The 22,057-nt window shown below is 44.2% G+C and carries 11 protein-coding genes; all 11 read right to left on the bottom strand.

What is annotated here, in order from left to right; all coding sequences use genetic code 11:
* The 11 genes from D1614_RS13050 to D1614_RS13000 all read right to left on the bottom strand — a co-directional run bounded on the left by D1614_RS13050 (position 1) and on the right by D1614_RS13000 (position 21,919).
* A complete protein-coding gene (locus D1614_RS13050) occupies positions 1-3,354 on the bottom strand; it encodes a family 78 glycoside hydrolase catalytic domain (RefSeq protein ID WP_162304498.1) in 3,354 nt (1,117 codons plus the stop codon).
* 10 nt (positions 3,355-3,364) lie between these two features.
* Positions 3,365-5,932, bottom strand: a complete 2,568-nt coding sequence (locus tag D1614_RS13045) for a DUF4838 domain-containing protein (RefSeq protein WP_119438381.1) — start codon at positions 5,930-5,932, stop codon at positions 3,365-3,367.
* Positions 5,933-5,966: 34 nt separating this feature from the next.
* The gene (locus tag D1614_RS13040) at positions 5,967-7,274 is read right to left on the bottom strand and encodes a glycosyl hydrolase family 28-related protein (protein ID WP_119438380.1); all 1,308 of its coding nucleotides are present in this window, start codon (positions 7,272-7,274) and stop codon (positions 5,967-5,969) included.
* Between the two features lie 89 nt (positions 7,275-7,363).
* On the bottom strand, positions 7,364-9,553 hold the full coding sequence (locus D1614_RS13035; RefSeq protein ID WP_119438379.1) for an MGH1-like glycoside hydrolase domain-containing protein: 2,190 nt from the start codon (positions 9,551-9,553) through the stop codon (positions 7,364-7,366).
* Positions 9,554-9,568: 15 nt separating this feature from the next.
* Entirely contained in the window at positions 9,569-12,361 is a 2,793-nt protein-coding gene (locus D1614_RS13030) for an alpha-L-rhamnosidase (protein ID WP_162304497.1), read from the bottom strand.
* Between the two features lie 53 nt (positions 12,362-12,414).
* Positions 12,415-14,181: a beta-L-arabinofuranosidase domain-containing protein gene (locus tag D1614_RS13025; RefSeq protein ID WP_119438377.1), complete on the bottom strand. Its 1,767-nt coding sequence runs from the start codon at positions 14,179-14,181 to the stop codon at positions 12,415-12,417.
* 2 nt (positions 14,182-14,183) lie between these two features.
* Positions 14,184-16,925: a glycosyl hydrolase gene (locus tag D1614_RS13020; protein WP_119438376.1), complete on the bottom strand. Its 2,742-nt coding sequence runs from the start codon at positions 16,923-16,925 to the stop codon at positions 14,184-14,186.
* A gap of 10 nt (positions 16,926-16,935) precedes the next feature.
* Positions 16,936-17,607, bottom strand: coding sequence for a lysoplasmalogenase (locus D1614_RS13015; RefSeq protein WP_119438375.1), 672 nt, complete (start codon positions 17,605-17,607; stop codon positions 16,936-16,938).
* 41 nt (positions 17,608-17,648) lie between these two features.
* The gene (locus D1614_RS13010) at positions 17,649-19,007 is read right to left on the bottom strand and encodes a hypothetical protein (RefSeq protein ID WP_119438374.1); all 1,359 of its coding nucleotides are present in this window, start codon (positions 19,005-19,007) and stop codon (positions 17,649-17,651) included.
* A complete protein-coding gene (locus D1614_RS13005; RefSeq protein WP_119438373.1) occupies positions 19,004-19,660 on the bottom strand; it encodes a DUF2490 domain-containing protein in 657 nt (218 codons plus the stop codon). Before D1614_RS13005 ends, D1614_RS13010 begins: the two co-directional genes overlap by 4 nt.
* 129 nt (positions 19,661-19,789) lie before the next feature.
* A complete protein-coding gene (locus tag D1614_RS13000; RefSeq protein ID WP_147384210.1) occupies positions 19,790-21,919 on the bottom strand; it encodes a hypothetical protein in 2,130 nt (709 codons plus the stop codon).
* Positions 21,920-22,057: the final 138 nt, after the last annotated feature.

Raw genomic sequence — 22,057 nt, 5'->3', positions numbered from 1 at the left:
TTATTTTAAATGATTAAATTCTTCCTTTATTTCTGTGGTATATGTGTAACTACCTGATTCAGCATTAAAAAACGTGTATCCGTCCCTGTATTCAAAATCGTGCGATACTGTATTCTCTTTCAGTTCACCATTCACCTCTTCCAATCGTTTAACATCTTTTCCGGGCATATGAACAGATGCTGAAGTATTGGCCGGTATGGTAAAATGGTAAACAAACCGGTTACCATCCAATTTCCAATTGACCTTAATTTCTCCTGAAACAGAATGATAACTTCCTTCGGCCCAAGAAAGTGTACCTCCGGGCAAAGGTTTCAAAATAAAATGTTTGTATCCGGGAGAGCTACTGTCCGGTTGTATTCCCAGAATATTTTCATACATCCATTCCCCAATGGCGCCAAAAGCATAATGGTTAAATGAGTTCATACTTGAGCTGTTTGGTCCGCGCCCTTTCACATAGCTGTCCCAGCGTTCCCACATGGAAGTAGCGCCCTGTTCGATTGAATAGCCCCATGAAGGAAATTCTTTGGTTTCGAGCAAATCAAAAGCTTTATCGGCATACCCCCGACCGACCAGTTCCTTCATCAGGCAAAGGGTGGAGTGAAAGCCGGTATTCATGCGCCCGCCATAAGGAACAAATTTTTCGATCATCCGCGTTTCAAAAGTTTTTTCCAGCTCTTTGGTATAAAGCCCGTAATGCAGGGCCATGGCGTAACAGGATTGCGCGTCGCCTTCTATTTCCCCGTCTGCCTTAACAAACTGTTTGATAAACGCCTCTTTGATTTTTTTTGCCAGCACGGAGTAATTTTTTGCTTCTTCTTTCTTCCCAATCACGCTGGCTATTTTTGATAAGGTGTTGACTGAATTATAAAACATGATGGTTGAAAATACTTCGGACGGGATTTGTGCCCCTGTTTTAGGGAAACCTTTTGCATCTATGGTGTTCCCATTCAGCCAGTCGCCATAATTCAGGCCAAGCCCGCTTCGCCATATCAAATCTGGGTTATTCTTCCGTATATTTTCGATGTACCGGGCATAAGCATCAAAATGTTCTTCCAAAATTTTCTTGTCCCCGTAGTTGAGGTACATGAGATAAGGCAACCTGATGGCAGCATCGGCCCAGCCCGGGGAGTTGGTAAAATGCTTCTCAAGCCCGAAGGGATGTGGGGCGATATCCGGAAATGTTCCCCTCTCCGACTGTGCATCCAGCACATCAATCATCCACTTGTTGTAAAAAGCAGCCATATCGCGGTTAAACATTGATGTTTGAGCAAAAATGTACACATCGCCCATCCAGCCGCAACGTTCATCGCGTTGAGGACAGTCGGTAGGCACCCCGTGCATGTTGCCCATATGCGACCGGTTGATATTCCGGTACAGTTGGTTCAGCATCGGGTTAGAGCAGGCAAAATGCCCTGTTCGCGGCAAGTCGGAAGCAACGACACGTGCCTCCAGAATGCCCTTGTCTGGGTTGCGCTGCAATCCCTGTACTTCAACAAACTGAAAACCATGATAGGTAAACCTCGGTTCGTATATGAGTTGCCCCGAGCTACCAAGAATAACCGAATCAATTTGAACGGCTGCCCTCAGATTCCCGGTATATAACTCCCCGTTTTCATCCAGAATTTCGCCATGCCGCAACACGAATACATCGCCGGGCTTGCCTTCCAGTCTGATCCTGCACCAGCCAGCGATATTCTCGCCCAAATCGAAAATATAATTGCCCTCTTTTGTTTTGATTACAGATTTTGCGGTCCAGGTATCAATTGTGCGGATGGGTTGGTTGGTTTGAGGAACCAGGTTTACCTGAACCTGCTTGTCAACGGTAACTTTCTCCCATGCAGCATCATCAAAACCGGAGGTTTGCCAGCCAGTTTTTTCTTCGCGGGCATCGTAGGTTTCGCCCAGGAAAATATCAGCTTTTCGAATTGGTCCGTCCGGTTCTATCTTCCAGGAACCATCGCTGACAAAAGTTTCTTCCTGACCATCTTTGTATTTTACTTTCATCTGAAAAAACAAACGGCGGTTTAACCCATACGCCCCTCTTTTGGGGAAATACGGACTCCACCTTGTGGGGCCAAGCATTCCGGCATACCAGCCATCGGCCAGTTGTGCCCCTATCACGTTTTGCCCCTCTTTCAGCAAATGACTGACATCGAAAACCTGGTATTGCACCCGCTTGTGGTAATCGGTCCACTCCGGAGCCAAAATCCGGTGATCAACAGCTTGAGCATTGAACGAAACTTCGTAAGCCCCCAACGCAGAAACAGATGCAAGCGCCTGAACCGGTTCACCCTTTAACTCGATAACTTTTCTCAACAAAGGACACGGAGGAATGGGTCTTCTTTCCGGAGGAGCAGGAGTATCCAGTATCCCATCGGTAAGCATGTCTGCGTCATAGCCATCCTCCCGGTCCATTTTTATCAAAGCATCTTTATAACTTACCTGACTGCCCGTTGAAAGCACATTTCCCTGACTGACAACCTGAAGTTCGGCAAGCGAAAAAGCGAACATTTTGCTTTTGTCGCCCTGGTCTTCATAATCGTGAACACGGAAATTGTATTTCTGCAATTTTGTAGCAGTAATACGGACATACCGAGCCTGAATTTCCTCAACAGTAAATTTTACAGGCTTGCCTCCCGGTGTCCCGGCTTTATCCTGCTTTATCAGCTGTTTCCAGGTGTTGGTATCATCACTCGCTTCAATCCGGTACGAAAGAGGGAAATAGTAATCGCTGATTTCCTTTTTATTATTGAAAGATGGAAACAACCTCAGTTCGTCGAACTTTTTGATTTCACCCAGGTCGATTTGCACCCATTTTTCCTCGTTTTCATTATCAGTATAAGAACTCAAATAACCAATGTGTTTGTACAGCAAAGGATATTCAAGCGGTGGCTCGGGCTGATCGCCAATCCATTCGGCTTTCCAGTCGGTTTTGCTGAAGGCGCCGGTTATAAAACTGGCCGTTTCACTCCATTTGGAGACATTTCCATCGCGGTCCCAGGCCCTGACTTTCCAGTAATACCGGGTAAACGACTGTAATTTGTCGCCCTGGTACTGAATACCAAAAGTCTGGTTTCCCTTCGTTTTGCCGCTATCCCAAACCGACCCGCTGGCTACAGCAATTTCTTCGGGATTATCGCTGACAATGACTTGCCAGGCGCTTTGTTTTTGTCCAGCCTGCCCGGACTGAAGTTCCCAACTAAACCGGGGAACATCTTTAACAACAACGGCCTCTGGCATGTATTCGCACTTCAGGTTCACAACATGAAAATCGGCTGAAATCTTGTCGGTGCAGGCCACCATCTTCAGGAAAAAAAGTACAAGTAATATCTTACTAATAAATTGCATATTCATACTGAGTTTTTTATTCTGCATTCTTCACATTTTCATGGAATCGCTTCACGTAAGCATCCCCTCTTTCTGAAAGATGGGTAATTCCTTCGCGCTCCACGATCCGGCAAAAGCGGTCATAAGTCCCGTCAATCTTGGCTTCAACCGGATTTTTTACGCATTTCAGGTACATCAGGGGCAGGCGTGCCATTTCAACCCGTTTCAGAATTTCATCGTTGTCGGCAACCCGTTCTGCCTTATCCAGAAGTTTTTCAGCTTCTATTGCAAATTCACTGGTAAACAGGTTGTCATCGTGCCTCAGGTAACAACCAAAATGAGTTTCAGGCGTAACGATGTTCTGCAACAAATCGAAATAAGACCGGATGTATTGACCGCTGCGCCCATAATACCCCGCCATGAAATCGTCGACCACCGTGTTTACATCAATCTCTGAATTCCAAAGCAATTTGGCAATCAGATAAGCGCGCAATTCGGCAAACTCGCCGCCCCGGCTCTGGTATGCCGCCTGCTCCATGATGCCAATGGCATTGTTTTCCTGAAAAGTTTTAATGTTCGGCTGAAGGACATTGAAATTTGGGAAAGGCAATACATATTCGGTAAAACTCACCACATAATCCCAGATGTACATATGAGGCGCGATGGCTGCCCACCCCTGCAGGTCTTCCAGAAAATCCTTGTTCTGCGGACAGCTTTTAAAGTCGTGCGCAAAACAACATTCGATACTGCATAAACGCACCACCACATTCTCGCGCGGCTTAATATTTTGCGGAGGTTTGCGGGTATACTGGTAAGCAAGCGTACCAACATATTTGCCGGGAAATTCATCTTTAATTCGTTCGGCCACCTGATTAACAAACCAGATCATCAAGCCTGATTCACTTTTTTCTTCTTTTACAATAGACTGGCATTTTTCACACTGGCAGGGCGAATACCAGTCGTTTTGAGAAACCGAATAAATCAGGGATCCCGGGTTTTCGCGCATCACCTTTTTCAATCGTTCGGTAATTATATCCAGTACATCGGGATTGGTCAAGCAGAGCTGTGCGCGTTCATGCGTCCGCTTTCCATCAATCAGGCTATAATACTCGGGATGAGCTCCGAAGAACTCAGAAGGGGGCATGAACTGATAAAACGTATGTACCCCCCAATATCCTTCTACCCCACCATGTTGTTCCCTGAAATTCATCGCCCCGTTCACTTTGTTGCGGGCTGCCCAAACGGGCTCAAAAGCTTCGTGGTAAAAATCGTTCCTAACCCTTATCGAAGGCGATTCAGCATGATTCAGATACTTGAAAGTATAATCATTCCATTCAGGAATAACACTTACCCTGGATGTGTACCATCTGCACCCCAATTCATTTTCGAGAAAGGAAAAAACGGCATACATGGCGCCCCGTTGCTTTCCTCCCAGCAAAAGAATATTTTCGTTTATGTTCTGATACACATAACTGTCATCTGTTTCGGCAGGTATTTCAACGTTGCCCCCCAGAAGCGCCAGCGAGCGTTTGTTGTACCCCACAATGATCTCATGCCCGGTTATTTCCTCATCGTCGGTCTTTATCGGAAAAGTTGCTTTGCTTATCTTGGCCAGCCAATGCTGAAGTTCCTGAGCCGCCCATTGTTCACTTTCCGAAGCATCGGCAGCCACAATGATGCGATAAGGCGTTGCCCTGTCTTTAAAAAGTGTATAGAGAGAAGGCATTCCTGAATAAAATGAAATTTCTTTTTGCCAGGGGCTACCGTTTGTCAAAGTAGCTGAGATCGTGAGTTTATTCTCCTGGTACCGCTTGCTGATTGGCAAAACCAGATCTTTTCCGAAGTCCCAGTTCCCTTGCCAAACCTCCTCTTTCCCCTTATCGGTGGTCACCTTTGCATCAATATTTTTAAACAACAAATCCAGAACCGGCTTCTGAACAGACGATTTCAACAAGGCGCTACCATCTTTTTTAACAGATACATCGAACAGTTGCTGCCCGTTTACAAAATCGGACAAATTGAAGGGTAGAAACCGGGCCGTGAATGCCCAAGCCGAAGTGCGTTCTTCGACTTTCAACAAAATCGTGTTTTTCCCTTTGAGGATGCGAACAGGAATTAAATCATCGTCGGGTGCTACAGCGCGCGCTTTCGTGCAGTCCCACACCTGTTGCCCGTTCACCCATAATCGTCCGCCATCGTCGGTTCCCAACGAAAAAATGTAAATTCCTTCGTCGTCAGATTCAACTTCGGTATAAGCATAAGCGGTCACGTACGAAGAGCGCGTAATCTCCCGGTCGAGATCGACAACCGACTCCGGGCTTTCGTGCTTTTTCCACCGAACGGTAGCGCCTTTAAATTTAACCGGCGCTCCCTCTCTTACAAGCACCTTGGCTTCGCCCCCAACTTTCTTCAGAAAATCAATGTCAAAGTCAGGCAGATGTTTGTTTTCATTCGTACTCTCAACCAACGGAAAAGGTCCTGCCAGATACCAGTCGCGCAACCATTCTCCGGGTTTCAGCTTTGTACTTTGTGCAGCGGAGCTCAACAAAAGGCAAACAAAAATAAGCAGTAGCATATTTGTTTTTAGAAGTTTAAGTCTGTTCATGGTTCGTATTTTCTAATTGGTTTATATTCTGATTCTATTCACCTACGTTGCCAAAAATCTGCACTTCCCCTTTCGACTGGTTGTCAACACGCAGGTTTCCTCCTTCAACACTATTCCCCATGACGACAGCAGCACGAACATCTTCTCCGAGAACGATGTGTGCATCAGGCGTGTTCCCGTTGTCCTGAAAACGGCAATTCATCATTTGAAGCGTTCCGTTTGTCATTTTGATGAAAGGGATTTCCGGTTTCCAGTGGCATTCAACCCAATTTTTGGCATTGAAATTACAGGCCGTCAGGTAAACCGTCCCCTTTCCTTTATTCACAATATGCGTTCCGCCCAGCGTTTCAGCCCATCCCCAAAAGCCGCAATTCACAAGTTTTACCGGCCCCTGGTTCTCTTCTTCAATCAGTATTCCATCCATAAACTGGCAATTGGAAAATGCGATTCCACAGTGGTATTGTGTTTTTTCAACCAGCACGGCCAAAGGACCGACATCGGAACCACTTTGCGTAATCAGGATATTGGACTGCGGATCGTTCCCGCGGGGATCACCCTTGGTTTCGATAAAACGAAAGCCCACTTTTGCCCAAATCACAAAACAGTTTACCATGTATTCCCAGTCGCAGCGACCAATAATAAAGCCTTCAAGATGCTCCTGCGTGAACTTATTGATGAGCTCGATCTGGCTTCCCATCCTTTCCGGGTAATTGATATCCCACCAGCTTACACTGTGAATATGAACATTTTCGATTCGCCCTACATCCGTTGTCCGGTCAACATAAATTCCCCTGCGGAGTGCACACATATTGATGTCGCGCAAATTATGTGCTTCCTGATATACCGAACCGCAGTCGATCCCGTTGTAGGCATTCGCGATGGTGATTTCCATCACATTGCACCTGTTTCCGGCAATATGAATGCAATAAGGATAAGGAGCTATGTTCTCGGGAACCTGTTCCGGATAAGCAATGCCAAGGCCTTTGACCGTGGAAGCTGACTCCATTGTAATAAACGGAGCGGAGTTTTCATTTCCACGACCGGCATAGGCCATCAATACGGTATTCTTATCGTAAAAAACACTTACCGGCCCCACGTTGGATCCTTGTAAAACAACCGCCGGAGGAATTATTAAGACGCCGTTGAAGCGAAACTTTCCGGACGGGACATGAACGATTCCTCCCTTTTCAGCCGCTTTGTTCAGTGCTTTTTGAAACGCTTCCGTATTATCGATCTTGCCGTCGCCCACTGCCCCGAAATCAAGGACATTGTAATCGGAAGTAGTTGCATACAAAATGCAGGGAGTAAGCAACAGAAGAATGATCCATTTAATTTTTTTCATTTTTGTAGGTTTATTATTATTCGTTGGTTGTCGCTATTTTCAATGTCTCATTATTTTACATTTTCATATTTATTACTCGTTGACTACTTCTATTCAAAAGTCAGCATCACTGATCGTTGAATGGGAACATCCAGAACCTTACAATTCTGTTTATCTTTTTTCTGCTGGAATGCAGGCAATTTAGCTGCCCGACCATTCATTTTCGTCAAGGTTTTATTTGTTGATTTTGGTAACATCACCGAAATACAACCATCAGGAAGGTCGCCGTCAAATTCGATTTTCATCTCCATCTTTTCCGAAGTTGTACAATCTACCGTCAGGTTTAGCCGAAGGTCGTTACTGCCCGGTATGCTGAGGCGACGGATGGAAATAACCTGCCCCTGCAGTTCTTCCGGAATGTGAGGAAAAATAGACAGCCGGCTCTCAAAATGATTGTATTGAATTCCAAAAAGGTGTTCAATAATCCCCTGCACATATTGGGAAGCAGTCCAGCCGTAACGCTTTACCCCTTCGCCGGAACCGATGCCCGGGGTAACGTATTCACTGTAGTTGTTGTTAAACATTTTGATGGTCGCCCAGTTTAATTCTGCAGCCAAATCATGCTTTCCTGCATCTTCCAGTCCGGCAACAATGAACAGGTTGCGCAGTGTCCACACATCGCCAAACCACGCTGTTCCGTCGTAATTACCGGTAGCCTCCACAAAGTCAGGATCTGTTTTGGCAATGCTTGTAAGCGGACGGATTCCCCAGTTAAAAATGTCGGGATTCAGCAGCGTCGGGATCATTTTTTCGATTCGTTCTTCCGGAGCAATGCCCAATCGCATGGGATCAAACGTGGTGCAAATAAGTCTGTCCTTTTGTTTATTTTCCCGGACATCGTAATTGTAGTACCCCTTTTTCTCTTCATTCCATAAATGCGTATTAATTGCAGCAGAAAGTTGCTCAAACAAAAGGGAGTACATTTTCGCGCCTTCTGTGTTGCCCAGATAACGGGCCAACCTCGAAGTATTATAACAACCCACGGCAACGGCCACATTCAAATCGACAGGGGCCAGTGTTCCCGGCCTGGCATTCCGGTCGCCAAACGATTTATCGCTGAAACTTTCCTCAAACACCGCGGTAATCAATCCACTTTCGGAATCCCTTTTAACGGGAGAAAACCAATAGGCGAGGTATTTCTTCATAACCTCCAGAATCAGGTGTTGCAACGATTGATCCCGGGTTCGGGTTGCCACATCAAAGGCAGCCTCAAAAAATCGGGGAAGGCTGCTCACATTTCCCGGCATACCTCGCATCGGACTTCCCCCCCACAGGTCAATCCGTCCGTCAGGATTCTGCGCCTGAACTCCGGCAAACCCCCTCATCATGTTTTCAACAAGCGTCTGATTCACCCATTTTGCCCCCGCAATATTCAGGCTTGCATCGAGTTGCCACCACGACTGGCCGTATTTTCCTCCCGGCGCCAGAAAAGGAAAATGGAAGCCTTTCAGCGGAACGTCGGTAACCAAACATTCATCCAGCACCACAAAGGCCTGCCGGAAATCTTCCTGTGAAATACCGGGCAGGCGAATCTCCGGTACCACTTTTTCACTGCAAAGACCGGGGCGAGGTAACTTTTCCTCAGGTTCTCCATGTCCTATTCCTATCCAATCAATCCAGATATCGCCCCTCATCCACATTTGTGCGGGCCTGATTCGTATCTGGTCAATCGTTCCATGCCATGAATCCGGAAGGTAACAGGTCACTTCCTGCCATTCCGGGTAATCCGGCTTCATCGAAAAATGCGCCTGCCCGGCATCCGACTCCGAATCATCGCGGGTTCTCCAAAAGATTAAACCATCGGTTTCCGGAGACAGATTACGGATGCGCATTTGAATTATATTGTATTTCTCAGCAGTAACATTTAATTTTTGGGGAGAAACAATATCATACTTTGGATTGCTTCCCCACACCTGATAAGCCCATGAATCCATGTCTTTCCCGGACTTTCCCCCTTCAACAGAAATCCAGAGGGTACCACCCGTAACTCCCCGTTTAATCGGGTCAGCAACAACCCATCCGTCATAATCATTCCACCCACTAAAATCCCAAAACATTTCTTTCGGAAAAGTATCAACAGAGGGCAAATTATCCTGAAGCTCTTGATGTTTTTCAAATAATTCACAAAGAAGGAGTTCCTCTGTCCCGGGACTTTTATCATTCATGGAATAGGAATATCCTGAAACAACCGACGCTATACCCAGCAATAATAAAATGATATGTTTTTTGCGTTTCTTCATATTTATACAGTCGGGCTACTTTTCAATAATAAAGTCATATACTCCTGAACCGGCTTGCAAAACCGTATAAGTCCCGTTTATTCCGATAATCGAAAAATCGTTCGACTTGCCGATCAATGTTTTTCCTTCACGTATCTTGGTCTTTTCCACCGATGGAATATAAATCTGCGCGGTTGTGTTGGCCGGAATTTCTATATGCAATTCCAACCGGTCATCCCTTTTTTTACAGTTAGATACAATTCTCCCGTTAATGCTGTTGTAACTGGCATTCATGAATTTTACCCCTTCTCCGATGCTGGGTTTAATGATAATTTTCCGAAACCCGGGGCCGTCGGTGTTTATTCCGGCTGCTTTGGAAAACATCCACTCGGCAACAGCGCCAAATGAATAGTGACTAAAAGAGTTCATCGCCGACCGGGTTTTACCTCCCAGAAAACCGGTTTCTTTGGTATAGCTATTCCAGCGTTCCCAGATTGAGGTACTCCCGTTCACAACCGAGTATCCCCAACTGGGATATTCCGTTTGCGTAAACAGGGAGTAGGCCAAATCATTGTACCCAAAGTCGGACAAAACCAACATAACATGCTTGGTACCAATAAATCCGCTGCTAAACCTGTTTCCATTCTCCGTAATCATTTTGGCAAGGAATGCTGCTCCCTGTTCTTTCAGATTCTCCGGATACAAGCCCATGTATAACGACAAAGCATAAGCAGTTTGGGTATGTTCCTTCAAGCTTCCGTCTTCATTCATATATTGCCGGGCATAGTCCTTTTTTATATTCTGAAAAAGATGCTGATAGTACGCTGCATCTTCTTCCTGATTCAGGCATTGCGCTATTTCAGACATCATTTTTGTATCGTACGCAAAATAGGCGCTGGCAATCAAATCTTTCGAGGTTTCTGCGCCCAAACTCAGCCAATCGCCGTAATTATTGCCTGAACCGGGTCTCAGAAAACCGTTACTTTCAGAAAGCTGAAAGTCCATGAACCGCTTCATCCCCGGATACATCCGGCGAAGCAAAAGCGTATCGCCATATATTTTGTACATATTGTACGGAATGATAATACCGGCATCGGACCAGGCCGGTGAATGCGGCACATGGTAGGGCCGGATGTACGGAAGAGGGGCAAAAATGGGATACGCACCGTACCAGAGTTGCCCATCGTCAACATCCTGCATCCATTTGGTAAAAAATGCGGAAACATCGGCATTGTAAGCCGCCGAAACAGAATACAACTGTGCATCGCCCGTCCAGCCAAGGCGTTCGTCGCGCTGGGGACAATCGGTCGGAATGTCGAAGAAATTGGCAAACTGGGTGGTCAATATATTTTGGTACAATTGATTGTTCATTTCAGAAGAGCACTCGAAGGTACTTGCCGGTTTGGTGTCCGAATTCATAACAATCCCGGTTATAGTGGACAAATCAGGTTTCTCAGACAAACCGGTAACTTCCACATACTGAAATCCATGATAGGTGAATCGGGGTTCCCAGGTTTCGATACCTTCACCCTTCAGAATATATGTATCGGTAGCCCGTGCTTTCCGCAGGTTTTCAGTCATTAGCGAACCATCATCGTGAAGCATCTCGCCGTAACGAAGTGTAATTTTTGTTCCCCGTTCGCCGGAAACCCGGATGCGGACAATGCCCGCGAAATTTTTCCCCAGATTGAAAATGTAAGTCCCCTTTTCGGGCTCCGTCATCTCTATTGGCTGAATTTCTTCCATGTGTTTTACCAACACCCCGGGATATGCCTCCAATGCTCCCGACAACTTCAATCCTAAATCTGCTTTTTTCCAATTTGCAGCATTAAATCCGGCTTGGTCCCAGCCAGTTTCTTCGAGCCGGGCATCGTAGGTTTCTCCCATCAGAATATCGGCTTCGCGAATTGGCCCCAGATTGGCCTTCCAACTCTGATCAGTAGCCAAAATCTCACTGGTTCCATCGGTATAAATAATTTCCAACTGCCCGATAAATGAAGGCGACTCGCCATAAAAAGCTCTCACTTTATCCAGTTTTACATACAGCGCGTATCCGAGGTAACCCGAATACCAGCCATCGGCAAGGATAGCGCCAATCGCATTTTCGCCTTCCTTCAGCAGTTCCGTTACATCGTATGTGTTGTAGTACACACGCTTGTTGTAGTCGGTCCAGCCCGGCGTAAAACAGGCATCGCCTACTTTTTGCCCGTTTAACCTCAACTCGTAAAGCCCCAATGCCGAAGCATAAACTTTGGCACTTTTTATTTGCTTACCGAGCTTAAAAGACTTCCGCAGGTACCTGGCCGGAGGCAAATAAAGTTCCTCGTATTTATCGCCGGTAAAAGGTTCTATATTGTGTGTAATCCATTTTGCTTTCCAGTCGCTATAATTCAGCAGCCCAACCGAAAAATTTGCTGCTCTGCTTTCTGAAACCACCCCGTTTTTATCCCAAACCCTGACCTTCCAGTAACATTCGTCCCGCGATTGCAGCTGCTTCCCGTTGTAAACAATTTGATTGGTTTGATTGGAAAGAATTTTTCCTGAATCCCAAAGGTCTGCATTATTGCTGGCAAGTTTTTCAGGCGTTGAACTCACCAAAATCTGATAGGCCGTTTGAACCTGGTTTCGTTCTTCGGATGTTAGAATCCAGCTTAATCTCGGATTTGTATTCTGAATACCCAGCGGATTTACAAGATACTCGCAGCGAAGATTATCAACCGACAGGCCGGCTGAAACAAATTTTAGCGATAAAAAGAAAACCAATGGCAATAACAAGACATACTTGCCATATCCCTTCAATAAAAACTCTTCCCTTTTTGAGGTTTGCATGATTATATAGTTAAAACGATCTTTTGAAATATTGCACATCACTGTTGATTGATTCATTTCTTTTCAAACAATACCTGAATTTTATACTGCCCCGGTATTCCCATCGCTCCGTCCATCACATGATAAATGGGTTTCAGTTCGGTATCTGTTCCGGCTATTAATAACTTTCCGTCGCCCACGTCGTTTATCTCCGGATGATCTGCCAATGCTATTTTCTCTGTCGGATTGTATGCTCCCATCAGCAACGGTCCTTTTTGAATTTTATAAGAACCGGCACTGTGAGCCTGAAGCACCTGTGGTTTTTGCTTAAAGCGAAGAGAGAGAATATCTCCTTTGACAAGATGATCAGAAAAAATTAAATAGTTCTTTTCCCGGCGATAGTCGATTTCTGTTCCCGATTTATGAAGTGTTATATCGCTAAACCATTCAGGGATGAAAATTTTAAAAACAGTTGGGTTTTCCCCTGTCGATTCTGAAACAGTAAATGTTACCTTCTCGCCAAATGGGTAATCTGTTTTCTGCGAGAGACACAAATGCCCGCCGCGTAAGTCGATTTTTGCTTTCGAGGGAGCAAAGTCGGGGATAAAAATGGTATCGTCATGGGTATAATACAGCGATTTTATTTTGGTTGCAATGCCTTCTGCCCCTCTCATGGTACAGCACCAGTGTGCCTCGTACATAAATGCTTCGAGGTTGACGTGGTCACCATTCAGACAAGTGCTTAATCCAAAACCGCCATTGGCGCGCTGCCCCACGCATATTCCATTGTACCATATCAATTGGGCATCGGAAAGATACTGCGTATCTCCGGTGTGTTGCCAAAGTGAAAGGGCAGCCAGGTAAGAATCGACCACCGCGCAAGGTTCTGTCCAGGTGTCAGTACGCTGAAACCAGTTAAAATTCTCGTAGTTTTCAGTCATCCCTTTGTCTTTATACAACTGAAACCGCTCGATTGCTTTTTCCAACAGATTGCGATCACCGGTCAGTTCATACAATCTGATGATGGCCCGGACCGCTGTTAACGATGCATGTGTTTGAGCCTTGATAGCATAGAGATCCACCTCAAAAAAACGATTTACCAGTTCGTAACTTAATTCTTTCAGCTCCGGAGTTTTCAGGATTCCGTATGCCTGAACCACCCCATCCATAAAAACAAAATCGCACCCCACATCAGAAGATAAAATCCATCCATCCAGCTTTTTGGTTGATTGTCCCAGCATTTCTTCGGCATGTTCACGCAATTCCGGCTTAATTGGGTAATCCTTATGAGCCCCGAGAGTTGGCAAAGCCAGGCCATCGACAAAACCTTGCAACAGCGCAAGGGAATATGCATCGCCTTTCCACTGATATTGTTCGCAAAGGGAGCGAAACATCCAGCTGTTCCCGGCCAGTTGCTGTTCGCTGATGAACTCGCCATAATCTTTTCCCATGTAGCCTTTCGCGTTGATATGATCGGGCAGTCCGGTCATCAGTTCGTCCAGGTACTTTGCCTTTCGTCCGGTGGCCTGCTCTAAAAGTGTAAGCGCAAGAATGGTACGTCCGGGCATATCGCCAGGCCATTCTTCCATGTGATACTGACGGGAAGGAATGCAGTAAAGGGTATCCGGAAGGTACCGGCCTTTCTCCAAACGGCTCATGCTGGCTGCCGCACGCGACCACAAAGCTCCCTCCACTTCAATAGTGCCAAAGCCCACCGGTTGGATGCCGTTATTCCCCTGTTTGGGTTTTTCCTCCTTGCATGAAAAAACGGTTATAATAAGAAGGGCTATAAATAAAATATTCAATAATTGAGACATCGCTTTGATTCGTATTTCTTTCATGCTTAATTAATTTTAGTCAGATATGCTTTTCCGATGATTCCTGAAGGCGACGGTTCCCAGCCCGAAGCATCGAAGGGTTTGTATTTGATGTCCACAAAATTTATTTCTTTGAATTTCTTCCAGGCCACTCCCGCTTTATCCATCGCTATTATCTTATTGGCGGATAAATTCTGCACTATTATTTCAATTTGATTTTCCGCCTTCAAAACAGTACCCGGAATTTCGAGCTGAAAAGGAACAGACCATATTGTCCCCATGTTAATCCCGTTTACCCAAACTTCTGCCGACTCTCTTACATCTTCCAGACAAAGGAGGTAAGCCGATTCCGGTGACGGTTTTCCGTTCAAACTAAAAGTACTGGCATATTTGGCTTTTCCTGAAAAATACAGAAGTGCTGAATCTCCCCATTCGGTCCACGACGAGAGTGATTGAATGTTGTATTCACCTGCCAGCTTATCGGTGTTTCCTGAAATAAATTTCACGGTCCACTTTCCCGATAACACAATCGTATCCGACGGATTGGAATACTTCCATTCTTTTAAGTCAGGCTTTGTTTGATGTGGAAACAAAATGCACGATTTTCCGGGAGCTAACTGAAAAAATATTTTGCCTGATTCCGTTGTCCCGTCCACATCAACAAAGCCTCGTTTGTTGGCAAGCGGATCGTATATTTCAAGAAAGTTACACCCACTGGAAATACTTACAGAATCTTCGTAAAACCGGTCAGAAAGGTTTGTTACAAAATAAAAAGGCGTTCCGTTTTTTTTCTTCCGGATAAAATCAAGCCCCTGAAGTTTCATTCTTTCTTTCCTGATTTTCAACTTGTCAAGTGTCGCCAGAATTCCCTCATTTTCAATATAAACATTAGGTAATTGCGCCAATCGTTGCTTTGCAATGCTCAATCCCGGACTATTCTCCAGAAAGGCTTTGTAACCCGCAAAGTGTTTGGGCAAACCACCTGCAAACACAACGCTTGCACCTTGCTGCGCCAGTTTCTCCAGCTTTGCCAATGTTTCTTTACTAATAAATTCAAGCTCAGGAACAATGACCGTTGAATAAGTTGAGTTTCCATTCAGAAGAAGGTTCTTTTCATCATTTACCTGAAGCTTCGCTATTTGCCTGTCGGAAATATAATCATACGAATATCCCTGTTCCCATAAAAGTTTTGACAAATCCCCGAAAGCCGTTTCACCAAACCACTTCGACCATTTATGCACATCAAGCTGCAACAATAGCTGGCCTTTATCTTTGGTCCACAAATCGTGTATCGGGAAGTACAGCAAAATATCGTTATCCGGCGATGAGTTCTGCAACAACGACTGGCAATTTTGGATGTATTTATTCAGCTTGGGCAACTCATCTTTAAAATGAGCATTCCGGCCAAAATTGGTTGATGCATAAAACAACCATCCTGGAAAATCTTCGGCTACCGGGGAATACGTCGATCCGTGATAAAAAATGTGATTAATCCCGCCAACAAATAATTCGTCAATCTGCGGTTTTATTTGCGATAAAGCCACTTTAAAATGATTTCCAAGCCAGGTTGCAGTTTCGGAACTCACCAGTTTTTTACCACACAAATGTGCCGGCGACGAAGCAAACTTCATCATCAACGGACTGGGACGGCCAAAACGTTCTTCTTCATAATCTTCATCAACCCGGACACCGGGGATTGCAAACTGACTGGAGCCAAACGATTCGGTTTCGGGAATAGTCACTTCAGCATAATAGTCCAGAATATTGCCCGGCGAACCATGCGCCTGGTTTCTTGTTTCAAACTTTTGTTGGTGCGCCCAACGGCTCCACGGCCGGGTAAATGATGTCAGGAGTAAATCGGACAGCGTTTCCCTGACATCGCATTGTACATACCGATGTTCGGGGTGTTCCTCATCAATAAATACCGGCAATACATCCGATAAATCGTATCCCCGAAGCGCTTCAAACTGGCTGAAAAAATTGGTAGTCCAGTCTGCCCTGTACACTTCATACGAATCGTGGTAAACTGCTCGTGGCCTAATCTCAAATTGAGAATTTGTAAAAACAGAATCGAAATGATTGAGATAGTTGTCCACTGACTCAGAACTGAAATAATCCATTACCAATCCCTCTCCGCCAGGAGCTGCACGCTTTACTTTTTGCCTGGTTAATCCGGCGCAGAAAAACACCAGTTTCCACGAACCGAAAGGAACATCGCATTCAATTTTCCGTTTTGTTTTGAATGACTCCAAATCAATGGATTTCCCTTTCCGGTTCACCGCAACTATTTTCAACAGCTCATAAAATTCAGGATTCGCGTTGATGGAATCCATATCAAAAACGATTTTTGAGGTATTTCCAAAATCATACGTTTCAAGCTGAAGTTTTTTGGCGGCATTTTCTTCTTTTACAAAAGGTCCACCGTATGGCCATCCCGTGCCTAAAGTAATGTCCACACCCAAACCGTTCTTTCCGGCTTCATCGATGGTGTATTCAATCATTTCCATCCATTTTTCGCTTAAGAAAGAGATGTCGTTCTGCTCATTGTCTTGTACACCATAAATTGGGATGATGTGCACTCCGCCGATTCCTGAAGCTGAAAATTCCTGAAGCTGAATTTTGATATCCTCTTTGGTTGCAGCACTTCCCATCCACCACCAATAAGTCCAGGGGTTGGTAGTGTTAACCGTTTTTTCTGAATCAGGTACCGGTTGACAACCCTGAACGATAAACAAGACCAGAATTAATATGAAATGGATATTACTCATTGACTACCACTTAAACTTCGTTATTTGGAATTATGGTTTTAGATATTAAAGCAAGTGTCACAAAAATATGCGACGCAAAATAGGTTGGCAGAATCAGAAAACTTAGTTGCGGCAGAGCAGCAAACTCACGGAAAGCGATGATTGTATCGGAGAAAAAAAGCAAGGCAATCCCTATTGAATACCACTGCCTGACCACAGGAGAGTTATTAATGCCTAAAGCTGCTCCCAACGAAATACAGGAAATTAACAGATAGAGTAACACGGAGACCATCAACAAAGTACTCTCAATGGCCGGATACAGCCAGAAAATATAGAAAACCAGATACACCGCCAGTAGTACAGCAGTAAATACCTTTTTTATCCGGCCGTTCTTCAAGGCAAAAGCCAGAAAACCAACATGCGCCAGAAAAAACGCCCCCACTCCGCTTGAAAACAATGCAAAACTGGATCCTTTGTGCGACATAAACCAATCGCCAATAATTGAAAAAACAAAGGCTGCTAAAACATACCAAACATCAGGGTTCTGCCCCAATCTTTTATAAAATAAAACGGCTGAAATGATCAGGCAACTGCCGGTAACTGAAGCCCGGAACACAAAACCATAGCTATTACATGCAAAGTACATGAGTATTGCCGGAATGGCTAATAACAAGAACGGAATCTTCACAGGTAACTTATTCATAACTAACTATTTTTCGAAACTACCAATCATATTCAACATTGCTATTTCGGTTCAAGAAGACTTATTACCACAAGTGTCGGTTCTACAATATGTAAATTGTTTAAAAGAGGTTCTGTATATTGTATATCACCAAATTCTGCACCACCAAAATGATGCTGTGCCCCCACATGATTGTTCCAATCAACTCCTTCCGTTAAAAATCCATGTTCTCCATGATGATGTTTTGAAATAGCCACAAGAATTACAAACGCTTCCTCTAAAAATGTTTCTTCTTTAGTATCATTAAAAGCTTTTATATAGGCTAACGCAGCTTCAGCATTTTCCCATAGGTATGCGGTGTCCCAACTTTCTTCCATAATCAATAATCCGGCACACTGTACACCATTCTTATCTTCTGTAATTTTAAACCGATCAAGGCCTTTTAAACATTTTTGGTATGCAAACTGACGAATAGCTTCATTATCCAACAGGTATGACACTTCTAACAAGGTGAGGAAGGCAACTGAATAAGCCACTCCTTCATGTTCATCATACGTATCATGGTTAATGCTACCGAAAATACCTCCCATTTGAATAAACAAGTTTGTTTTCTCCTTAATACTAATGGTATAATCTGCCAAACCTCGTTTTGTTAATTCTGTATTCAGCTGAATAATAAATAGTCCATCTCCACTTTTCTCAAACAATGGGTCATCTTTTCCATCAGGTTTATAAGGGTAAATACTACCATCTGGAGCACTGCGCCTGGGATACCAGCCATTAGAAGCCAGCTTTACATTAGAATTAATCCAGTTAGCAGTTTTAATAGCAATACTTCTCATTTTTGTTTTTCGCTCTTCATCTACATGATCACTGAATATTAAAAGTTGATATGCAATCTTAGCCATGGAACCAGGGCAAAACCAATCATTATTATGTTCATAGTTTTGTAAAAGGATATCCGTATCAACATTGCGATACCCTGTAATAAAACCGGTATTGTAATCTACAAAACCATCTTCCAACACATGATCAAGAAGCATAATTGCTTTATTGACCATGGAGGAATCATTAATGTATTTCCCAAATGAAAAAATTTCGTAAGCTCCACCAACAGCATTAGCAGCCCATCCAGGTCCCTCAAGTGCAGCAAAAGGATGCCACTTTATACTTTCCATTACTTCTCCATTTAAATCAACAAAACTTGATTTGCAACAGAGGTTCGTTTTGTATGGAACTAACGTTCTTTCAACTGCAAATTTTACGGAAGCATTTGCTGATTTAAGTATTGTTGGTATATCAAACTTTTGTTTTTGCTCATCACCATTAAAGGGAATTATAGGGTTTCCGTATGTGCCTTGAAAACAAAGCAGGAAGCAGGAAACGAATGCTATAAAATATGTTATTATCTTGGATTTCATAATTTAATTTGATAAGAAACACCAATAATATATTGATTTAGATCATGCATTTGTGCCACCAATCCATACAATTCGATATCAGTTGAATCAGTTAGTGGATATAATGCTGAAAGGCTATATCTTATTTCATCTAAACGATCAGATACTTGTTTATTGGTTAGTATAAAGGTTTCAACCCCAATTACCGGTTTCACCTTACAGGAAGGTATTTCATAACTTATTTTCATCTTATTTCTCCAGTAATTCAGATATTCAGGCGATTCAAGATTGTGTCCGGGATACCTTGTAAGCTGGTAACGTTCTCGTAATGAAAACCGGAGATTAAATACCTCCCATTTAAATTTTACATTGGCATAAAACCGGTGCCTTAACTCATAATCCTCTGTTTTATTCTTATTCATCAACAGGTACCCTACGCCTGCTTTCATAAAGCTAAACACATCGCGATCTCCCTCCAAGCCAATGCTTATCCGATCTATCGAACGATTGTTATTATAGGTGTAAAATTCACTATACAGAGAAAATTCAGATGAACTGTACTTTTTATTGGCAAAAGCCTCCAGCCACAGTCCAAAATCATCATCCTGTGCTGAAGCATTGCAACTTAAAATTGTTAGCACCAGAAATATAAATACGTTCCTCTTGATCCTCATTCTCTCACTTTTTAATTCCAATTAACACAGGAAGGGCATTCCTTTAAAAACTTCGATTTGTCAAACAAAAATTAAAAATCAGCATCCTACCTACTGAAAGGTTTATCTGTGTTCCTGAACCATGATTTTCTATTTTACCACAAGATTCAGTTCTATTTTTTTATTTGTGTTTTTAACTGTTACTGTCTGTGCCTGTGCATCCAACTCCAAATTTACATCAGAATCCACAGAAACAATTTTTTTATCTTTTGGCAGCCGAATATGCAACACAACTTCTTTCGCCGTATTGTTGGAAAGATCGATGTAGCCGCTTACTTTCTTTTTACTGCTTTGTAACTCATAGGAAACCGGGCCAAAATGCGTTGGCATGTCCAAAGCGCTGATTTTTTTTCCATCGTCCAACCACTGGCGGGCAGTTCCCCGCGCCAGATGCAGTTTTTTGCCATCTTCCATTACCAGGGCATCTCGTAAAAAACGCCCGACCGACAATGGAGTCCACAAATGCTGAAGATCGCCCGTAGCGTCTGTTGCCCCGGGCTGCTGACCACGTTCCTCGCACCACGAGATCAAGGGAGAAGCATGGTTCAGGGTAGCATACAGGTATTGAATGGCTTTATCGCCTTCGTTGCGGTAAAGAAGTGCTTCGGCCAGGTTATCCAGTGCAATGGCCACCCACAAACCATCTTTCAGCCAACCCGTGTTTACCGGTATTCCACCCGGACTGATAAACGATTCGATTTTGCTGATGGTACCGTTGATCAATTCATGATGAGCAGGCAAAGTCGCACAGGGATAAGCAGCATAAAGAGCTCCCCATCGGCTACCATCGGTCTTATTGGCAACACCGGGAATCCAGCGGTAACCGTTTTCCGAAATAGCACCGTCTTCCAACGACCATTTTAAATCGGTTAGCGCAGTGCGGTGAATCTGCGACAGTTCTTCAACATCATTGTCTTTTCCTAAAATACGTGCAGCCTCAAGCGTCAGCGAGTCGGCAAAAACCGCCCATATATTGTGAGGAAGAAACACTCCAAACAGATCGTCGCCATCCCATAATCCGCAATCGCCCATGCCCCTCGGCATTAAACCATAATCAGGAGTGCGTTGACCATCGACCAATTTCCGGGTTTTCGCCCGCTGTGTTTCCTGCCAGCGCGAACTGGCCAGCATTCTCGGGTAAAGGCTTTTCAAATAATCCACGTCGCCCGTCATACGATAATGTTCCATAAGTGCCCAGGACTTAAACCCCGACATTGCCCACATGTAATGCGCCCAACCTTTGGGATCGTTCCAGTTTCCGTCTTCCCCCTGCATATCTGCAATCAGCTGAAAACCTTTCTCAGCATCGAGATGTAAACCAACCTGGTCTAAAAAAATAGCCACGATAGAAGCTTCTCCGGTATTTGCAGCCCGGTATTTTTCTGTTCCCGGAGTACTGGCAACATATTCACTGCTTACCGGCTCACGCATGATAAAGCAATCGGCCAAACCAGCATAAAAGGCGTTTTGCACAACCGGATCGGGTATATGAATTTCAACGGCTTCCTGGATAAGATCATACCAGGCTTCCTTTGCCTTGTTGAACTCTTTTTCCCAATCCTGTTTTCGCAGTGTATTTAACTGAGAGTGATAGGCAACATAAGGACGCACAATCCATGCGGTCCGCTTTTCTCCCGGCTCCAGGTTCCACACCTGTGAAATGGTGGTTATGTCTTTTACTGGCTGCTCATCACCTCCAAGCATAAAAAGGTTAATCCGGTCGGCACGGTCTTCCATTCCGGCAAGCAACACATCGCTGTCCCATTCGGATTGAACCCATGCGGGATTGTATATTGTTGTTTTCCTATCGTTTGAACAATCAATGGAGATACTGTGCTCTTTTGTATCGTTGTTTGCCATGTCGATGCGGACAAGCGCTGCCGATTCGGCTCCAATAATCTGCATTTTTGCTGTTACTGCCTGTTCTGAATAAACCGTTTCAACGATGGGCAACCAGCCTTCGCCACGCTGCCAGTTGCAGTTTTCAAACTTCTTTCCATCAAGTTCAGGAGTTATAAATACATGCCATTTGGGGTTCGGTGTACAAAAACTGCCTGCCGGAATGCTCAACAAATTATCGTACGACCATTTCAGTCGCAATTTGTCAGGATAAACATCAACCAGGGTTTTATCACTGGCATTGGGCATTGATACGGTCAACCGGTGAGGAGTTGAAAAGGCATAGCCAAAATCCACCTCCATTTTTTCCCCCTTATTCAAAGCATTCGCGTTTTTTGTTTGGGCTGATACAAACAAGCAATTACTAATCAACAAAAAACTGATAACTATATTTTTCATCCTGTTTAAATTCTTTTTTTACTCCGGCAAGAACTCTTGCGCGAATTGTATATCCTTTCT

This window comes from Maribellus luteus (genome assembly GCF_003576475.1).
In the GTDB taxonomy this organism is placed as follows: Bacteria; Bacteroidota; Bacteroidia; order Bacteroidales; family Prolixibacteraceae; genus Draconibacterium; species Draconibacterium luteum.
Note: the sequence above shows the minus strand (reverse complement) of the source record. Positions and strands in the feature narration are given on the sequence as shown.

What these genes read in the sequence shown, in the direction of transcription:
- D1614_RS13025 (WP_119438377.1), bottom strand. Translation starts at nt 14,181, where the DNA reads ATGAAAGAAATACGAATCAAAGCGATGTCTCAATTATTGAATATTTTA.
- D1614_RS13045 (WP_119438381.1), bottom strand. Translation starts at nt 5,932, where the DNA reads ATGAACAGACTTAAACTTCTAAAAACAAATATGCTACTGCTTATTTTT.
- D1614_RS13020 (WP_119438376.1), bottom strand. Translation starts at nt 16,925, where the DNA reads ATGAGTAATATCCATTTCATATTAATTCTGGTCTTGTTTATCGTTCAG.
- D1614_RS13030 (WP_162304497.1), bottom strand. Translation starts at nt 12,361, where the DNA reads ATGCAAACCTCAAAAAGGGAAGAGTTTTTATTGAAGGGATATGGCAAG.
- D1614_RS13005 (WP_119438373.1), bottom strand. Translation starts at nt 19,660, where the DNA reads ATGAGGATCAAGAGGAACGTATTTATATTTCTGGTGCTAACAATTTTA.
- D1614_RS13040 (WP_119438380.1), bottom strand. Translation starts at nt 7,274, where the DNA reads ATGAAAAAAATTAAATGGATCATTCTTCTGTTGCTTACTCCCTGCATT.
- D1614_RS13035 (WP_119438379.1), bottom strand. Translation starts at nt 9,553, where the DNA reads ATGAAGAAACGCAAAAAACATATCATTTTATTATTGCTGGGTATAGCG.
- D1614_RS13015 (WP_119438375.1), bottom strand. Translation starts at nt 17,607, where the DNA reads ATGAATAAGTTACCTGTGAAGATTCCGTTCTTGTTATTAGCCATTCCG.
- D1614_RS13050 (WP_162304498.1), bottom strand. Translation starts at nt 3,354, where the DNA reads ATGAATATGCAATTTATTAGTAAGATATTACTTGTACTTTTTTTCCTG.
- D1614_RS13010 (WP_119438374.1), bottom strand. Translation starts at nt 19,007, where the DNA reads ATGAAATCCAAGATAATAACATATTTTATAGCATTCGTTTCCTGCTTC.